The sequence below is a fragment of the Streptomyces sp. NPDC104309 genome, assembly GCF_055584025.1.
The window spans coordinates 75,926-93,756 of sequence record NZ_JBVJMV010000022.1 but is presented as its reverse complement, the minus strand read 5'-3'; the positions used below and the strand labels follow the sequence as shown (position 1 = coordinate 93,756).

Sequence of the window (17,831 nt, the reverse complement as noted above, 5' to 3'; positions counted from 1 at the left end):
CGGGGCGCCCCCGTGTCGACGAAAGCGGCGGCCCCGGATTCCGGGGCCGCCGCCCGTACGCGGTCCTCAGGCCTTGCGCGTGCGCGTCGTCTTCTTCGCCGCAGGCTTCTTCGCGGCTGCCGTCTTGGCGGTCCTGGCCGTGGCGGACTTGGCGGCCTGACCCGCGCTCGTCCTGGCCGTGGCCGTCTTTCTGGCCGGGGCCGACTTCGCGGCGACGGCCTTCTTCGCCACCACGTTCCGCACCGGCTTGCGCGCCGCGGGCACCGCGGCTTCGCTCACCCGGTCCGGGTCCAGAATGCCCTGGAGGAACTTGCCGGTGTGGCTGGCCGGAACCACGGCGACCTGCTCCGGCGTTCCCTCGGCGACGACCAGTCCGCCGCCGTTGCCTCCTTCGGGGCCCATGTCGATGACCCAGTCCGCGGTCTTGATCACATCGAGGTTGTGCTCGATGACGATCACCGAGTTGCCCTTGTCGACCAGCCCGGAGAGCACCTTGATGAGCTTGCTGATGTCCTCGAAGTGCAGCCCTGTCGTCGGCTCGTCCAGTACGTAGACCGTGCGGCCGGTGGAGCGCTTCTGCAGCTCGCTCGCGAGCTTGACCCGCTGCGCCTCACCACCGGAGAGCGTCGGCGCGGACTGGCCGAGCCTGACGTATCCGAGGCCGACCTCGTGGAGCGTACGGAGGTGACGGGCGATCGTCGGGACGGCCTCGAAGAACTCCAGGCCCTCCTCGATCGGCATGTCCAGCACCTCGGCGATGGACTTGCCCTTGTAGTGGACCTCCAGCGTCTCGCGGTTGTAACGCGCTCCGTGGCAGACCTCGCACGGGACGTACACGTCCGGCAGGAAGTTCATCTCGATCTTGATCGTGCCGTCGCCGGAGCAGTTCTCGCAGCGGCCGCCCTTGACGTTGAAGGAGAAGCGGCCCGGCAGATAGCCGCGCACCTTCGCCTCCATCGTCTCCGCGAACAGCTTGCGGACGTGGTCGAAGACACCGGTGTACGTGGCCGGGTTGGACCGGGGCGTACGGCCGATGGGCGACTGGTCGACGTGGACCACCTTGTCGACCTGGTCGTCCCCGTCGACCCGGGTGTGCCGCCCGGGGACCGACTTCGCGCCGTTCAGCTCGCGGGCCAGGTGGGTGTAGAGGATGTCGTTGACCAGCGTCGACTTACCCGAACCCGAGACGCCCGTGACGGCCGTGAGCACGCCGAGCGGGAAGGAGACGTCGATGTCCTGGAGGTTGTTCTCGCGGGCGCCGTGCACCGTGAGCCTGCGCGTCGGGTCGACGGGGCGCCGGATGTCGGGCATCGTGATCGACTTCTTGCCGGTCAGGTACTGACCGGTGATCGAATCGTCGTTGCCCAGCAATTCCTTGAGCGATCCGGAGTGGACCACCTTCCCGCCGTGCTCACCCGCGCCGGGGCCGATGTCGACGACCCAGTCGGCGACCTTGATGGTGTCCTCGTCGTGCTCGACCACGATGAGCGTGTTGCCCATGTCACGGAGCCGGACCAGGGTCTCGATCAGCCGGTGGTTGTCCCGCTGGTGCAGGCCGATGGACGGTTCGTCCAGCACGTACAGCACACCGACCAGGCCGGAGCCGATCTGGGTGGCCAGCCGGATGCGCTGTGCCTCGCCGCCGGACAGGGTGCCTGCCGCGCGGTTCAGCGAGAGGTAGTCGAGGCCGACGTCGACCAGGAACCTCAGCCGCTCGTTGACCTCCTTCAGCACCCGCTCGGCGATCTTCTTGTCGCGGGCGTTCAGCTTCATCCGGCCGAGGAATTCGGCGCACTCGCTGATCGACATCGCGGAGACCTCGGCGATGGACTTCTCCATCACCGTCACCGCGAGGACGATGGGCTTGAGCCTGGTGCCCTCACAGGTCGGGCAGGGCACCTCACGCATGTAGCCCTCGAAGCGCTCCCGGCTGGAGTCGCTCTCGGCCTCGGAGTGCCGCCGCTTGACGAACTGGACCGCGCCCTCGAAGGCGGGGGTGGTGTAGGCGCGCTCGCGCCCGTAACGGTTGCGGTAGCGGACCTCGGTCTGGATCTTGTGACCGAAGAGCAGGGCCTTCTTGGCACGCTGCGGCAGCCCGGCCCACGGGATGTCCGTACGGAATCCGAGCGCCTCGGCGAGCGCGCCGATCAGCCGGCCGAAGTACTCCCTGGTATGGCCGTGCGACCAGGGGTGGATCGCGCCCTCGTCGAGCGACCTCTCCTCGTCGGGGACGATCAGCTCCGGGTCGACCTCCATCCGCGTGCCGATGCCCGTGCAGTCGGGGCAGGCACCGAAGGGTGAGTTGAAGGAGAAGGAGCGCGGCTCCAGCTCCTCGAAGGAGAGGTCGTCGTACGGGCAGTAGAGATGCTCGGAGTACATCCGCTCACGCTCGGGGTCGTCCTCGGGGAGGTCGACGAAGTCGAGCACGACCATGCCGCCGGAGAGCCCGAGCGCGGTCTCGACCGAGTCGGTCAGCCGGCGCTTGGCGCTGTCCTTCACCGTGAGACGGTCGATGACCACCTCGATGGTGTGCTTCTCCTGCTTCTTCAGCCTGGGCGGCTCGGAGAGCTGGATGGTCTCGCCGTCGACCCTGGCCCGGCTGTAGCCCTTGGTCTGCAGATCGGCGAAGAGATCGACGAACTCGCCCTTGCGCTCGCGCACCAGTGGCGAGAGCACCTGGAAACGGCTGCCCTCGGGCAGCCCGAGCACCTTGTCGACGATGGCCTGCGGCGACTGGCGCGAGATGGGCCGCCCACACTCGGGACAGTGCGGCTTGCCGATCCGGGCGAAGAGCAGCCGGAGGTAGTCGTAGACCTCGGTGATGGTGCCGACCGTCGAGCGCGGGTTGCGCGAGGTCGACTTCTGGTCGATGGAGACGGCGGGCGAGAGGCCCTCGATGAAGTCGACGTCCGGCTTGTCCATCTGGCCGAGGAACTGGCGGGCGTACGAGGAGAGGGACTCCACGTAGCGCCGCTGGCCCTCGGCGAAGATCGTGTCGAACGCGAGAGACGACTTGCCCGACCCGGAAAGCCCGGTGAAGACGATGAGGGAGTCGCGGGGGAGGTCGAGCGAGACGTTCTTGAGGTTGTGCTCGCGAGCGCCACGGACGATGAGACGGTCGGCCACGCCGGTCCGCACCTTTCTAGAGAGAAATGGGGGAACTGAGCCCCTGTCCCAGGGTATGGGGGGCGCCACAGCGATGTACGAAGCTTTCGACTCCGAGCGTATAGCACGCACATTCGATTTACGGACGCCTGTGGACTCCTTCACCCGAATGAGTGGCAAGGCTAGGCTCAGCCTCATGATTGATCACGCGCACGACCTGGAAGCCCTACGTGAAGCGACTGATCGACTGCTCAGCGCCACAGGGAAATTGGACGACGCCTCGCTCGCCCAGCCCTCGCGTCTGCCGGGCTGGAGCCGGGGCCATGTCGTTGCGCATCTCTCTCGTAACGCCGACGCGCTCGTAAATGTTCTCCAGGGCCGGCCCATGTACGCAGACAGCGAAACCCGCGACCGCGACATCGAGCGCGACGCGACCCGGCCGACAGCCGGACAGCTGGCCGACCTGGCCGAGAGCGCGGCCCGCTTCGTGGCCGCCGCTTCGGCCCCGGCCGACTGGTCCCGCACGGTCACGATGCGCAATGGTGTGACCGACTCGGCCTCCCGAGTCCCCTTCCGCCGCCGCATCGAGGTCGAGCTGCACCATGTCGACCTGGGAATCGGCTACGAGCTGGAGGATCTCTCCGACGAGTTCGTCACCCGGGAGATCGACTTCCTCGCCGAGCGGTTCGGCGGTCACGCCGCTGTCGTGTCCACGGCCGTGGCCGACGACAAGGGCCGGGTGTGGACGACGGGCGGCGGCGCGGAGGGCGGTCCCGTCGCGGTCCGCGGTACGGCCCCCGAGCTGCTCGGCTGGCTCTGCGGGCGTCGCGACGGGTCGGCGCTGACCGTCGAAGGCGGCCCCCTCCCCGCACTGCCCCCGCTATAGGCTGAAACACATGACGTACAGCGGAGCGGTCAAGGTCGGCGGTCGTGCGGATGTACACGAGTTGACGGATCTGATGATCTCGAAGGTCGCCGTCGGCCCGATGGACAACAACGCCTATCTGCTGCGTTGCCGGGCCACCGGCGAGCAGCTCCTGATCGACGCGGCCAACGAGGCCGGGACCCTGCTGCGGCTGATCGGTGACGACGGCATCGCCTCCGTCGTCACCACCCACCGGCACGGCGACCACTGGCAGGCGCTCGGCGAGGTGGTGGCCGCCACCGGCGCGCGTACGTACGCCGGGCGGTACGACGCGCAGGGCATTCCGGTCCCGACCGATGTCCTGGTCGACGACGACGACACGATTCAGGTGGGCCGGGTCCGCCTGACCGCCCGTCACCTCGCCGGCCACACCCCGGGCTCCATCGCGCTGGTCTACGACGACCCGCACGGCGCCCCGCACCTGTTCACCGGGGACTGCCTCTTCCCGGGCGGAGTCGGCAACACCCACCAGGATCCCGAGGCCTTCGCGAGCCTGCTCCACGATGTGGAGACCAAGCTCTTCGACCAGCTGCCCGACGAGACCTGGGTCTATCCGGGCCATGGTCACGACACCACGCTCGGCGACGAGCGTCCGCAGCTGCCGCTGTGGCGCGCCCGCGGCTGGTGACGGCAGTCGTACCGCGGCCACCGGGCCCGCGCGGGAGTTGAGCGCCGCCGATGGGGCCGCCGCCCCCGGAGCGGGGTCTCTCCACCTACGAGCACCGGCCGGGACGGGCGACGCGTGGTCGCCCGTCCCGGCCGGTGCCGGTTCCCGTCCGGACGGACGGCCGCCGGGCCGTCCGCCCCGGTCAGGCGTCGATGCTGGAATCCTGGTCCGCGGGCCTGTCCGTTTCCGCGGCGGCCTCGGCCCGCTCCTGCTTCTTGTTGGCGACGAGGCTGGTGATCGTGGTGATCACCAGCACGCCGCAGATGACGCCGAGCGAGACCGGGATGGAGATCTCGGGAACGTGCACTCCGGACTCGTGCAGTGCGTGCAGCACCAGCTTCACGCCGATGAAGCCGAGGATGACCGAGAGGCCGTAGCTGAGATGGACCAGCTTCTTCAGCAGACCGCCGATCAGGAAGTACAGCTGCCGCAGCCCCATCAGGGCGAAGGCGTTGGCGGTGAAGACGATGTACGGGTCCTGGGTCAGGCCGAAGATCGCGGGGATGGAGTCCAGCGCGAACAGCACATCGGTCGTACCGATGGCGAGCATGACGACCATCAGCGGTGTCAGGACGCGCTTGCCGTTGTTACGGATGAAGAGCTTGGTGCCGTGGTACCGGTCGGCGACGCCGAAGCGGCGCTCGATCGTCTTGAGAAGGCGGTTCTCCTCGAACTCCTCCTCTTCCTCGTCGGCCCGCGCCTCCTGGATGAGCTTCCAGGCGGTGTAGATCAGGAACGCGCCGAAGATGTAGAAGACCCACGAGAAGTTGGCGATGACGGCCGCGCCGGCGGCGATGAAGACCGCTCGCAGCACCAGCGCGATCAGCACACCGACGAGCAGCACCCGTTGCTGGAGGTGGGAGGGGACCGAGAACTTCGCCATGATCAGGACGAAGACGAAGAGGTTGTCGACGCTGAGCGATTTCTCGGTGATGAAGCCGGCGAAGAACTCGCCCGAGGCCTGGCTCTCGCCGAAGACCAGCAGACCGAGTCCGAAGAGTGCGGCCAGCGCGATCCAGACGATCGTCCAGATTCCGGCTTCCTTGGTCGTCACGTCATGGGGCTTGCGCCCGATGAAGAAGTCGACGGCGATAAGGGCTGACAGACCGAGAATGGTCAGCACCCAAAGGGTCCATGAAACGTCCACTGCGCCTCCGGCAGTTCGCTACGGCTACTGATCAGCGTCGTCGCTGCCGGAGGTCTCTTCCACCCGGGCGCACGGGCTGCGCGCCACGGGCCGGCGCCCCGGGACCGGTCACAGTCCGTATTGACGGGCACGCCGCGTATGGGAGTACTCCCCTCCGCTCAAAGAACAGTACAGGTAACACCAAGGAAAGGTAAAGAGAAGGGTAAAGATCTCCCAAAATGGCAGGTCAGGAGCGATGAGGTGCAGGCGGCACGGCACCTGTTCAGGGGCGCCGGGGGCGGCGGGCCGCGGCCACCCTGGCGAGGACCTGTTCGAGGACCCGGCTGCCGGGCGGCGTCCTCAGCGGCTCGTACGTCCAGGCGTGGCCCACCCAGGGATCGGCCAGGTGGTCGTCGGCGACCGGCGTGATCCGGAGCAGCGAGCGCCACAGAGGGTCGAGCACCGGCCCGTACGCACTGGCGTCCGCCCGGTCCGCGACCATCAGGAGATGGACGCCGACCGAGGGCCCCTCGTCGGCCAGGTAGCGCAGCTGGGTGACGGACCGGTCGTCGAATCCGTGCGGGAAGTCGTTGACGATCAGCAGCTGTTGGCCCAGGTCCAGGTCCGGCGGCAGCGAATCGGCGGCACCGGCCCGGATCGCCATCTGCACCAGGTCGACGCGCCGGGTGAGCTGGGCGAGGACCGAGGCCACTCCCCCGGCTCCGGTGGCGGGCGGCCCGGCTAGGGCCCCCGATCCGACCAGGGGCGCGAGGGCTCCGGCCGCCGAGCCCGCGGGGTCGATGACATGGACGGAGAACTCGTCGGCCGGGTACACGGCCAGCAGCCGGACCGCGTGCGCGACCGCGTTCTCCATGGCCAGGTGGCGCAGTCGGGCGCTGTCCAGGAGGGACGCGGCCTCGGACGCCGTACGACTGCTGTCGACCCAGAGCCCGCGCTCCAGGGGGAGCCGGACCAGCAACGGGATGCGCAGCTCGGTGTTCTCGGGCAGATGGAGGTCGCCGATGCGCAGCGCCATGGGGATCTCCATCGGGACGCGGTAGGCGTGCCAGACGGGGTTGTCCCAACCGGCGAACGCGGCGGGGAGGGCGGGTTCGACCACGGCGGACTCGGCGGCGAGCTGGGCGAGGTCCCGGTCGAGGACCTCGCGGGCCCGCGCCGTCAGCTCGTCGCGCTTGGCGCGGGCCTGCTCGCGGGCCCGGTCGCCGGCGCCGCCGATCCGGTTGCGCGGATCGGACAGGGTCCGGTCGAGCTCCTGGTCCATGCGGGACTCGGCGAAGTCGACGGCGCTGCGGTACGCGGCGGTGGTGCGGGCCAGGTCTTCGAACATGCCCCAGATCTGGTTGTAGAGGCGCTCCTCCATGGACCAGCCGGTCGCGTCTCCGGCGACGGGTCGGGCGGGGCGGCCCGGCTCGGCGGGCGGCGCGGTGGGCGGGGGCGGCGGGGGCGCGGAGGTCTGGCGGCGCGGATGCGTGTAGTCGATGGGGCCGCCCGTCGCGGCCGTGGGCGGCGGGGTGGTGGGCTCGGTGAGCGGCTCGGGGGGCTGCGCGGCCGTCGGCGCTGGGACGGGAGGCCTGTGGCCGTCCGAGGGCGGTACGGGGCCCGTACCGTGGCCGGCCCTGCCTCCGTCCGGGGTGCGCGGCGGGGGCGGAGCGACCGAGCGGGCCATCCCCCGGGCGACCGCGTCCTGGATCGAGCGGGCCAGCTCGGCCGCCTGGGCCAGGCCCTGATCGGCGAGCATGGCGGCGAGGCCGCCCGCGTAGCCCTGACCGACGGCGCGGACCTTCCAGGCGCCCTGGCGGCGATAGAGCTCCAGTGCGGTGACCGCGGATTCGGTGTCCAGGCCGGTGAGGGTGAAGGTGGCGATCTCGGTGCCTTCGAGGCCCGTGACGGCGACGAACGGCGCGGCGACCGCGCCGAACCGGGTCGGGCCGCCGATGCCCGTGGGCAGGGCCAGCAGCACGGTGACCCGGTGCACCGAAGTGGACAGGGCATCGAGGTCCACGGCGAGCCGGTGGTCGGCGGCGGCCTGCCCGGACACTTCGAGTCCGGGCAATTGGGGCGACCCCGGGTGCGCGATCCACTCGGTGCCGTGCACGGTGCCGTTCTCGTCGCCGAGCGTGGCACCGGCCACGACGGGTGTGCCGGCCGATACCCGGACCTCCAGACGGGTCTGGGGCAAGGTGTGGTTCTGCCCCCGGACCAGCTCGGCCGTCATTGCCCTGTCCCCTCGTTGAGTCGCCGCCGCGTGGTGCGGTGCGGCGCGGTGCCATGTGATGCAGCTCCCGGCGGCCGATGCCTCCGGGAGCTGCGCGAACCGATGTCGACCGGTTGGTCCGGCCGTGCCTACAGATGCGGCAGGATCGCCGGCATCAGGTCTTGGAAGGTGCGGCCGTTGGCCGGGTTGCCGAGGGCGGTCATCTGCCAGCCGTTCCCCGAGCGGTGCACCTTCGCCATGATCTGGGCGGTGTACTGCCCGCCGCCGTCCAGCGTGTAGCGGGCGAGCTCCTGGCCGTTGGTCTCGTCGACGATGCGGCAGAAGGCGTTCTGCACCTCCTGGAACGTCTGGCCGGTGAAGGAGTTCACCGTGAAGACGATCTGGTCGATGTGGACCGGAACCCGCTGCAGATCGACGAGGATCGCCTCGTCGTCCCCGCCCGAACCGGCACCGCCGACCAGGTTGTCGCCGGTGTGCTTGACCGAGCCGTCGTCACTGACGAGGTGACGGAAGAAGACCACGTCGACCGGCTGCTTGTCGGCGAACAGCACCGCCGACGCGTCGAGGTCGATCTCGCGCGTACGCGAACCGAACAGACCACGGCGTGGCGCCGCCTGCCAGCCGAGCCCCATCCGTACCGCGGTCAGGGTCCCCCCGTCGCTCTTCTGCAGGCTGATGGCCTGACCCTTGGTCATATTGACCGTCACGCGCTGTCCCCTCTCCGCTTGCCCCGCGACCGTCCGTGCGCGGTTTTCCAGTACCCTACGCAGTCGCGCCGTGGACGCGGCCGCTTGAGGCGTTTTTGTGTCGGTCCTGCAACACACAGGACGCGGCAAGGTCAGGCGAGGCCCGCCTCGCGCATCTGGCGCAGCTCCTTCTTCAACTCGCCGACCTCGTCGCGCAGTCGGGCCGCCACCTCGAACTGCAGATCCGCGGCGGCCGCCCGCATCCGGTCGGTCATCTCCTCGATGATCCCGGCGAGTTCGGTGGCGGGCCGGTCGGTGACCACGGCGCCGGCGCCCCCGGCCTTCTTGGTTCCGGCCGTCTTCGCGCCCAGCGCGGGAACGGGGGCCTTGGCCCCCTTCCCCTGGCGGTAGCCGGTGCCGAGCAGCTGCTCGGTGTCGACCTCCTCGCGGGCGATCGTCGCGACGATGTCGTTGATCTTCTTGCGCAGCGGCTGCGGGTCGAGACCGCGCTCGGTGTTGTAGGCGATCTGCTTCTCGCGACGGCGGTTGGTCTCGTCGATGGCCTGTGCCATCGCCGGGGTGATCTTGTCCGCGTACATATGGACCTGCCCCGACACGTTTCGGGCGGCGCGCCCGATGGTCTGGATCAGGGACGTCCCGGAGCGCAGGAAGCCCTGCTTGTCCGCGTCGAGGATGGCGACGAGCGACACCTCGGGCAGGTCGAGGCCCTCGCGCAGGAGGTTGATGCCGACCAGTACGTCGTACTCGCCGGAACGCAGCTCCCGCAACAGCTCGATGCGGCGCAGGGTGTCGACGTCGCTGTGCAGATAGCGGACCTGGATGCCGAGCTCCAGGAAGTAGTCGGTGAGGTCCTCGGCCATCTTCTTGGTGAGGGTGGTGACCAGGACCCGCTCGTCCTTCTCCGCGCGCTTGCGGATCTCGTGCACCAGATCGTCGATCTGGCCCTCGGTGGGCTTGACCACCACCTCCGGGTCGACGAGGCCGGTGGGACGGATGATCTGCTCCACGAAGCCGTCGCCCCTGGACAGCTCGTACTTTCCCGGCGTGGCGGAGAGATAGACGGTCTGGTCGATCCGGCCGAGGAACTCCTCCCACTTCAGCGGGCGGTTGTCGAGCGCGGAGGGGAGCCGGAAGCCGTGGTCGACGAGGGTGCGCTTACGGGAGGCGTCGCCCTCGTACATCGCGCCGATCTGCGGCACGGTGACGTGCGACTCGTCGAGAACGAGGAGGAAGTCCTCGGGGAAGTAGTCGAGGAGGGTGTTGGGGGCGGTGCCGGGTGAGCGGCCGTCGAAGTGCATCGAGTAGTTCTCGACACCGGAGCAGGTGCCGATCTGCCGGAGCATCTCGATGTCGTACGTGGTGCGCATCCGCAGCCGCTGGGCCTCCAGCATCTTGCCCTGCTTCTCCAGCTCGGCGAGTCGCTGTTCCAGCTCCCGCTCGATGCCGTTGACCGCCTTCTCCATGCGCTCGGGGCCCGCGACGTAGTGGCTGGCAGGGAAGACGTGGAGGGACTGGTCCTCGCTGATGACCTCGCCGGTGAGCGGGTGGAGGGTGGAGAGCGCCTCGATCTCGTCGCCGAACATCTCGATGCGGACGGCGAGCTCCTCGTAGACCGGGAAGATCTCGATGGTGTCGCCGCGCACCCGGAAGGTGCCGCGCGTGAACGCGAGGTCGTTGCGGGTGTACTGGATCTCGACGAAGCGGCGCAGCAGTTGGTCGCGGTCGATCTCGTCGCCGACCTTGAGCTGGACCATCCGGTCCACGTACTCCTGCGGCGTACCCAGGCCGTAGATGCAGGAGACAGAGGCGACCACGATGACATCCCGCCGGGTGAGCAGCGAATTCGTCGCGGAGTGACGCAGCCGCTCGACCTCCTCGTTGATCGAGGAGTCCTTCTCGATGTAGGTGTCCGACTGCGGGACGTACGCCTCGGGCTGGTAGTAGTCGTAGTACGAGACGAAGTACTCGACGGCGTTGTTGGGCAGCAGCTCGCGGAACTCGTTCGCCAGCTGGGCCGCGAGCGTTTTGTTCGGCGCCATGACGAGGGTGGGGCGCTGCAGCTTCTCGATCATCCAGGCGGTGGTCGCCGACTTGCCGGTGCCGGTCGCACCGAGCAGGACGACGTCCTTCTCGTCCGCGCGGATGCGTCGCTCCAGCTCGGCGATGGCCGCGGGCTGGTCGCCGCTGGGCTGGTAGGGACTGACGACCTCGAAAGGCGTCACCGAACGTTCGATCTTCGAAACGGGCCGCATGCAACCACCGTACGACCCCCCACTGACAACCGGGCCGGGTCAGCCGTCGTGCCGGGGCGGGGTCATCGTTCTCCCGGCGGCGCGGGATCGCGCGGCCGGGAATGGAACGACGCCGGATCGGCGTGTGTACCGAACCGCGGGACGTGCCGTTGGGCCGGGATCCCGAGGGGGCTTCCGGCCCCGTTCGCGGCCCCGGGGTCGTCCCCGTCCGGGGTGCCCATCACCATCAGTGGGTCGAACATCACGACCACCGCGGCCAGGAACAGGAAGCAGCCGGGGCCGATCAGCAGGGGGACGAGGGAGGCGCCCTGCCCCTCGGCCGAAGCGGTGCCGGCGAGGGCTTCGGGGTGCAGATGGACGCTGAGCGCTGCCATGCCCGTGTAGTGCATGCCGCTCACCGCGACGCCCATCACGACGGCGGCGCCGAGGCTGGACAGGAAGCCGTGGATGGAGACGGCCGCCCAGAGCGCGGTCGTGGCGGCCACCACGGCGATGACGACGGAGAGGGCCACGGTGACCGTGTCGTACTCGAACTGTCCATCGAGGCGCATTCCGGCCATGCCCAGGTAGTGCATGGTGGCCACCCCCAGCCCGGTGATCGTGCCACCCGTCACCAGAGCCATGCGGGTGGCGCCCCGGTACCCGACGATGAAGATGCCGATGGCGACCATGCCGATCGCGACCGCGAGGCTGGCGAAGGTGATCGGCTTGTCATAGCCGATGGTCACTCCTTCGACGGAGAAGCCCATCATCGCGACGAAGTGCATCGTCCATATGCCGGAGCCGATGGAGGTCGCGCCGAGGGCCAGCCAGCCGGCCCTGAAGGAGCGTCCGGTGCGCACCGAACGGGTCGTGCAGCGCAACCCGAGGGCCGCGCCCAGGCAGGCCATGAGGAAGGCCGCGACGGGCGTCACCGCTCCATAGCTGAAACCGTCGATCGTGCCCTGCATGCTCGTACGCCCTTCGCGGAGGCCCGGGTTCGGGGTGACCCTAAGGCGCGAGGCCCGGCAGACAAACAGATGAGCCGCATTTTATCGACAAGGAAATCGGCCCGTGACCCGGTCTCAGCAGCGGCGTTCACGTTGTGGCCATCCTTCGCCTGTCCTTTGTCGGATGGTGGCTGCCACTCTCGGCCCGTCCGTAACTCTGACGCAAGGAGTACACGTGTACGCACGCACCGCCACCGCCGCCGTCGCAGCCGCCGCCCTCATGGGTGCCGGAGCGTTGCTCATGTCGACCACCGACACGCAGACGACGGGCCGGGCCACAGCCGGGCACACGGGCACGGGCATCCAGACCGTCAGCGCCCGGACCACGGACATGAAGCGGGCCTCGCCGGTCGTCCTCGCCCACCGGGGTGCCTCGGCCTACGCGCCGGAGAACACCCTCGCCGCCGTCGACAAGGCCGACGCCCTGGGCTTCGACTGGGTGGAGAACGACGTCCAGTTCACCAAGGACGGCGTGCTGGTGGTCGTGCACGACACCGATCTGAAGCGGACCACCGATGTCGAGGAGGTCTTCCCGGACCGCGCGTCATGGGCGGTCAAGGACTTCACGGCCGCCGAGATCGCCCGACTGGACGCGGGCAGCTGGTTCGGTGCGCAGTTCGCCGGAACCCGGGTGCCCACCCTCAAGCAGTACCTGGACCGGATCGAGCGCAATCACCAGAAGCTGCTGCTGGAGATCAAGAGCCCGGAGCTCTACCCGGGCATCGAGAAGGAGACCCTGCGGGTACTGCGGCAGAAGAGGTGGCTCGACCGCGACCACGTGAAGAACAGACTCGTCGTCCAGAGCTTCGGCGCGGACAGCGTGAAGAAGGTGCACCAGCAGCGTCCGGACGTCACGACCGGCTTCCTCGGCACTCCCGCGGTGGCCGATCTGCCTTCGTACATGGCGTTCACCGACCAGATCAACGCCTCGTACACGTCGATCTCCGCCGACTACGTGAAGGCGGTGCACGCACTGAAGGGCACACACGGCAAGAAACTCCGGGTCAACACCTGGACGGTCGACGACGCGGCGAACGCGACCAGGGTGGCGGGCTTCGGCGTCGACGGAATCATCACCAACACCCCTGACGTGGTGCGCGGGGCCACGGGCTGACCGCGCGACCGCCCCGTCGCCACGGCGCGCTGAACAGCGCGAGGACAGCCCAGCGGGGCGTCAGTCAGTGGCTGAGCCACGGCCGCCGGAACCCGCATACCACTCTCAATGTCAGTGGCCGGTCGTACGGTGGTCCCCATGAACAGCAACGGGGTTGTCGAGTGGGCCGTCGTCGAGAGCGACATCGGCCCGCTGCTGCTCGCCGCGACCGACGCGGGCCTGGTGAGTGTGGTGTTCCATGCCCGTCCCGAGGTGCGCAGGAGGGCGGTCGAGCAGCTGCGGACACGACTCGGTGCGGAGCCGGTGGAGAGTCCCGGCTCCGCGCGGCTCGCCGAGCCGATACGCCAGCTCGCGGCGTACTTCGCGGGCACGTCGCGAAAGTTCTCGCTCGACCTGGACTGGTCGCTGACGTCCGGCTTCAACCGCCAGGTGCTCCGCGAGCTGGCAACGGGAGTGCCGTACGGTGCCGTCGTCGGATACGGCGATCTCGCCGAGCGTGTGGGGCAGCCGGGGGCGGCGCAGGCGGTCGGGGCGGCCATGGGGTCCAATCCTCTGCCGGTGGTGGTGCCGTGCCATCGCGTGGTGGAGAGCGACGGCGGACTCGGCGGGTTCGGCGGTGGTCGCGAGACCAAGCGGAAGCTGCTGGCGCTGGAGGGCGTGCTTCCCCAGCCGCTCTTCTGACCCGGCCGCTCCTCTGACCCAGCCGCTCCTCTGATCCGGTCTCTCTTCTGATCCGGATCCCGGCGACCTCCCGCTGTCCGGTCCGGGTTCCGGCAACCCGTCACTGTTCCGATCCGGGCTCCGGCGAACCGTCACTGCTGTCCTCCGTGCCGGGCTGCCGGGCCCAACCCTGGTTTCATGCCGGTGTACGGGCTTGGCACACTGCGTCAGTGACCAACACCCCAGACGCACCTGACACCCTCGCCGGCCCAGGCCGGGTCACGGCGGCCGAGCTGCCCCGGCTGCGGCGCAGAACGTCCGCGGTACTCATAGCCAGCCAGATACTCGGCGGCCTCGGCGTACCCATCGGGATCGCCCTGGCACCGGTCCTGGCCACGGAGGTGAGCGGCTCCGAGGCGCTGTCCGGCCTGGCCCCGACCGCATCGGTGACGGGTACCGCACTGCTTTCGCTGCCGCTCGCGGCACTGATGACCTCGCGCGGCCGACGCCCCGGTCTCGTCCTGGCGTATCTGATCGGTGCGCTCGGCGCGGGGCTCGTGGTCCTGGCCACCCTCGTGGAGAGCTTCCCGTTGCTGCTGCTCGGCATGGCCGGGTTCGGCGCCGGGTCCTCGGCCAATCTGCAGGCCCGGTTCGCCGCCGCGGATCTGGTCGAGCCCGACCGGCGCGGCCGGGCGATCTCCACCGTCATCTGGGCCACGACGATCGGTTCGGTTCTGGGGCCGAACATCGCGGCGCCGGTGGGACGCGTCTTCCGCGGCACCGCGATATCCGAGCAGGCCGGTCCCTTCTTCTTCGCGGCCGGGATCTTCCTGCTGGCCGCCGTGGTGGTCGGGGTACTGCTGAGGCCGGACCCGCTGCTCACCGCACGGGCGCTGGCGCCGCAGGACGACGAGTCCCCCTCGGGCCGTTCACTGCGGGCCGGCATCGCGGCTGTCCGGGCCTCCGCGGCGGCGCGGCTGGCCCTGGTCACGGTGACCGTCTCCCACACCGCGATGGTCTCGATCATGGTGATGACCCCGGTCGATCTGGGCCACCATGGCGCTGATCTCCAGCTCATCGGCCTGGTCATCAGCGGCCACATCGCGGGTATGTACGCGTTCTCCCCGGTGATGGGCTGGCTGTCCGACCGTTTCGGCCGGCTCACGGTGATCGGTCTGGCGGTCGGACTGCTCTCCTGTGCCGCACTTCTGGCCGGCACCGCAGGCCCGAGCCACGGTCAAACCGCGGCAGGCCTGTTCCTGCTCGGGCTCGGCTGGTCGGCCGGGCTGGTCGCCGGCTCGGCGCTGCTCACCGACTCCGTGCCGCAGCCCGCCCGTGCCGCCGTGCAGGGGCTGTCGGACCTGACCATGAACACGGCGGCGGGCGTCGGCGGCGCGATCGCCGGGGTGATCGCCGGGGTGATCGTCGCCGGAGCGAGCTACGGCTGGCTGAACGCGGTCGGAGCATGTCTGCTTCTTCCGATGGCCGCACTGGCGCTGCGCCGGGCGCTCACGCGATCCGCCGCACCGGCTGCGCCCGCCGGTCCCGTCACACCCGACGCGGCCACCGCACCCACCGCGCCCAACGCGCCCACCGAACCCTGAGGCCTCAGAGGCTGATGTGATACGCCTTGCGCAGCGTCTCGTGCACGGTCCACGTCGTGCGGTCGCCCTCGCGCAGCACGCAGGCGTCCCCCGGCCCGATCTCCAGCGTCGCTCCGCCCTCGACCACCACGGTCGCACGCCCGCTCACGACGACGAACAGCTCGTTGGCCTCCGTGTCGGTGACCACGCCGGGCGTGATCTGCCAGATCCCGCGCACCTGCTTGCCGTCGGGCGACTCCCAGAGCACCTTGCCGGTCACCACGGGCTCGCCCGAGACGATCTGTGCGGGGTCGAGCGGTTCCGGTTCGAGTTCGGCGTCAGGAATGTGGACGGCAAACGAGGCAGGGGCTTGATCAAATGTGGTCATGGCCGGTCACCCTAGCGACCGCTTCGAGGCCGCCCGGCACCAGGACCGGGAAACCTGCCGGAGGGCGGGCTCTCCGACAGGTGTCCCGGCCGCACGTTTGAGGTCGGCGCGCTCGCGACAGGGATGTGGACATGTCATTCGATGCGTCGCACGGCGCGCACTCCTCCTACGCCCCCGTCCTCTCCACCGAGGTCCGGGCGGCCCTCGCCACGCACCACCCCGTCGTGGCCCTGGAGTCGACGATCATCGCCCACGGTCTGCCGCGCCCCCGCAATCTGCGGGTCGCCGAAGAGCTCGAAGAGCTCGTACGGTCCGCGGGCGCGGTGCCCGCCACGATCGCCGTACTCGACGGCCGGGCCCACATCGGCCTGGGCAAGCACCAGTTGGAGCGGGTCGCCGCCGACCCGGCGATGCGGAAGCTGGGCCACCGGGACCTCGCGCCGGCCCTGGCGACGGGCGCGAGCGGGGCGACGACCGTGTCCGCGACGGCGTTCCTGGCCGCGCACGCGGGCCTGCGCGTCTTCGCGACCGGCGGTCTCGGCGGTGTGCACCGGGAATGGACGCGGACCCAGGACGAGTCCGCGGACCTCCGCCTCCTCGCGCGGACCGGCATCACCGTGGTGTGTGCGGGGGTGAAGTCGATCCTGGATGTGCCCGCCACGCTGCAGCGCCTGGAAACGCTCGGCGTCGGGGTGCTCGGTTACGGCACCGACCGCTTCCCCGGCTTCTATCTGAACAGTTCGGGCGAACCGGTCGACTGGACGGTGCGGACGCCCGAGGAGGTCGCGGAGGTGATGCGCGCCCAGGACGCGCTCAAAGGCCCCGGCTCGGCGCTGATCGTCGCCAACCCCGTATCCGTAGAGGACCAGTTGGATCCCGCACTCCATGACCGTGTGCTGACCGAGGCGCTCGCCGCGTGCCGGGAGCGCGGCGTCGTGGGCCAGGCCGTCACGCCGTTCCTGCTGGACCGGTTGATGCGGGGCACCGGGGGCGCCTCACTGGAGGCCAATCTGGCGGCCGTGCGCGGAAACGTATCGCTCGCCGCGCGGATCTCCGGGGCGTGGGCCGCCACCGCCCAGGACGCGACGGCGCACCCGGACGAGCGGGACACGGCGGCGCACCGGAACGCGCAGGATTCCGCGTCGCCCCGCCGCCCGGCGGCCGGCCGATGACCGACGGTGGCCTCCTCGTCGTCGGCGACGTGGTCACCGATGTGGTGGCCCGCCACGGAACGGCGCTGATCCACGGCACGGACACCGCGGCCCGGATCCACACCCTCCCCGGCGGGGCGGGCGCCAACGTCGCCTGCTGGGCGGCACGTTCGGGCTGTCACGACGTCCGGCTGCTGGCCCGGGTCGGCGCCGACAGCGCGGCCTGGCACCGGGACGCACTGCGCAGGGCGGCGGTCCGTTGCCTGCTGGCCGTGGACGACGACGTGCCGACCGCCACCGTCGTCGCCCTCGTCGATTCCGCCGCCGAGCGCACCTTCCTCACCGACAGCGGCGCCGTGCTCCGGCTCTCCCCCGACGACTGGTCGCCGTCGATGCTCGACGGCATCGCCCATCTGCATCTCTCCGGGTACCTGCTCTTCGCCGCGACGAGTCGGGCGACGGCCCTGCTCGCCCTGCGGGAGGCCCGGCGGCGGCGGATCACGGTGAGCGTCGACCCGGCTTCGGCCGGCTTCCTCGCCGAGCTGGGCGTCGACCGGTTCCTGACCGCGGTGGAAGGCGTGGATCTGCTGCTGCCCAACGCGGACGAGGCCCGGCTGCTGACCGGACTCCCCGAACCGGCGGACGCCGCTGCCGAGCTGAGCCTCCAGGTGCCCCGGGTGGTCGTCACACTCGGCGCCCGCGGCGCCCTGCTGGCCGCCGCGGGCACGGTGACCCGGCGCATCCCGGCCGTTCGGATGCGGGGCGCTGTCGACTCGACGGGGGCGGGCGACGCGTTCACCGGCGGATTCCTCGCGGCCCGGCTGTCGGGGGCGGACGACGCCTCGGCGGTGGCGGCGGGCTGCCGGTCGGGGGCGGAGGCGGTCGCCACCGTGGGGGGCCGCCCCGGTCCGTGACGTACCCCCGCACC

At 70.1% G+C, this 17,831-nt stretch carries 14 protein-coding genes; 7 read left to right on the top strand and 7 right to left on the bottom strand.

Annotated features, from left to right (window positions below; genetic code table 11):
• Positions 1-66 precede the first annotated feature (66 nt).
• Complete coding sequence (gene uvrA / locus ACZ68L_RS28545; RefSeq protein ID WP_469582114.1) at positions 67-3,126, bottom strand: excinuclease ABC subunit UvrA; 3,060 nt, start codon at positions 3,124-3,126, stop codon at positions 67-69.
• A gap of 175 nt (positions 3,127-3,301) precedes the next feature.
• Here uvrA and ACZ68L_RS28540 point away from each other — a divergent pair, with 175 nt between their 5' ends.
• Together ACZ68L_RS28540 and ACZ68L_RS28535 are read left to right on the top strand one after the other, a co-directional pair.
• Positions 3,302-3,991, top strand: coding sequence for a maleylpyruvate isomerase family mycothiol-dependent enzyme (locus ACZ68L_RS28540; protein ID WP_469582111.1), 690 nt, complete (start codon positions 3,302-3,304; stop codon positions 3,989-3,991).
• 10 nt (positions 3,992-4,001) lie between these two features.
• A complete protein-coding gene (locus tag ACZ68L_RS28535; protein ID WP_469582108.1) occupies positions 4,002-4,658 on the top strand; it encodes an MBL fold metallo-hydrolase in 657 nt (218 codons plus the stop codon).
• 181 nt (positions 4,659-4,839) lie between these two features.
• Here the strand turns inward: ACZ68L_RS28535 and ACZ68L_RS28530 are convergent, their stop codons facing one another.
• The 5 genes from ACZ68L_RS28530 to ACZ68L_RS28510 all read right to left on the bottom strand — a co-directional run bounded on the left by ACZ68L_RS28530 (position 4,840) and on the right by ACZ68L_RS28510 (position 11,968).
• Complete coding sequence (locus tag ACZ68L_RS28530) at positions 4,840-5,844, bottom strand: TerC family protein (protein WP_469582106.1); 1,005 nt, start codon at positions 5,842-5,844, stop codon at positions 4,840-4,842.
• A 262-nt stretch (positions 5,845-6,106) separates the two neighbouring features.
• Positions 6,107-8,059 carry a TerD family protein gene (locus tag ACZ68L_RS28525; RefSeq protein WP_469582103.1) on the bottom strand — a complete coding sequence of 651 codons (1,953 nt, stop codon included), beginning with the start codon at positions 8,057-8,059 and terminating at the stop codon, positions 6,107-6,109.
• 128 nt (positions 8,060-8,187) lie between these two features.
• On the bottom strand, positions 8,188-8,766 hold the full coding sequence (locus tag ACZ68L_RS28520) for a TerD family protein (RefSeq protein WP_073747806.1): 579 nt from the start codon (positions 8,764-8,766) through the stop codon (positions 8,188-8,190).
• A gap of 131 nt (positions 8,767-8,897) precedes the next feature.
• Positions 8,898-11,018, bottom strand: coding sequence for an excinuclease ABC subunit UvrB (uvrB, locus tag ACZ68L_RS28515; protein ID WP_469582100.1), 2,121 nt, complete (start codon positions 11,016-11,018; stop codon positions 8,898-8,900).
• A 62-nt stretch (positions 11,019-11,080) separates the two neighbouring features.
• The gene (locus tag ACZ68L_RS28510) at positions 11,081-11,968 is read right to left on the bottom strand and encodes an MHYT domain-containing protein (RefSeq protein WP_469582097.1); all 888 of its coding nucleotides are present in this window, start codon (positions 11,966-11,968) and stop codon (positions 11,081-11,083) included.
• 214 nt (positions 11,969-12,182) lie between these two features.
• Here ACZ68L_RS28510 and ACZ68L_RS28505 point away from each other — a divergent pair, with 214 nt between their 5' ends.
• The 3 genes from ACZ68L_RS28505 (at position 12,183) to ACZ68L_RS28495 (ending at position 15,385) form a co-directional block, all read left to right on the top strand.
• Positions 12,183-13,121 (top strand): glycerophosphodiester phosphodiesterase, encoded by a 939-nt coding sequence (locus ACZ68L_RS28505; RefSeq protein ID WP_469582094.1) that lies wholly within the window; start codon positions 12,183-12,185, stop codon positions 13,119-13,121.
• A 138-nt stretch (positions 13,122-13,259) separates the two neighbouring features.
• Entirely contained in the window at positions 13,260-13,802 is a 543-nt protein-coding gene (locus ACZ68L_RS28500) for a methylated-DNA--[protein]-cysteine S-methyltransferase (protein WP_469582092.1), read from the top strand.
• Positions 13,803-14,011: 209 nt separating this feature from the next.
• Entirely contained in the window at positions 14,012-15,385 is a 1,374-nt protein-coding gene (locus ACZ68L_RS28495; protein ID WP_469582090.1) for an MFS transporter, read from the top strand.
• 4 nt (positions 15,386-15,389) lie between these two features.
• Here ACZ68L_RS28495 and ACZ68L_RS28490 read toward each other — a convergent pair whose 3' ends face one another.
• A complete protein-coding gene (locus ACZ68L_RS28490) occupies positions 15,390-15,752 on the bottom strand; it encodes a cupin domain-containing protein (protein ID WP_259929375.1) in 363 nt (120 codons plus the stop codon).
• A 131-nt stretch (positions 15,753-15,883) separates the two neighbouring features.
• Between ACZ68L_RS28490 and ACZ68L_RS28485 the strand changes: the two genes are divergently transcribed.
• Positions 15,884-16,924, top strand: coding sequence for a pseudouridine-5'-phosphate glycosidase (locus ACZ68L_RS28485; RefSeq protein ID WP_469582087.1), 1,041 nt, complete (start codon positions 15,884-15,886; stop codon positions 16,922-16,924).
• Positions 16,921-17,817 carry a carbohydrate kinase family protein gene (locus ACZ68L_RS28480; protein WP_469582084.1) on the top strand — a complete coding sequence of 299 codons (897 nt, stop codon included), beginning with the start codon at positions 16,921-16,923 and terminating at the stop codon, positions 17,815-17,817. Before ACZ68L_RS28485 ends, ACZ68L_RS28480 begins: the two co-directional genes overlap by 4 nt.
• Positions 17,818-17,831: the final 14 nt, after the last annotated feature.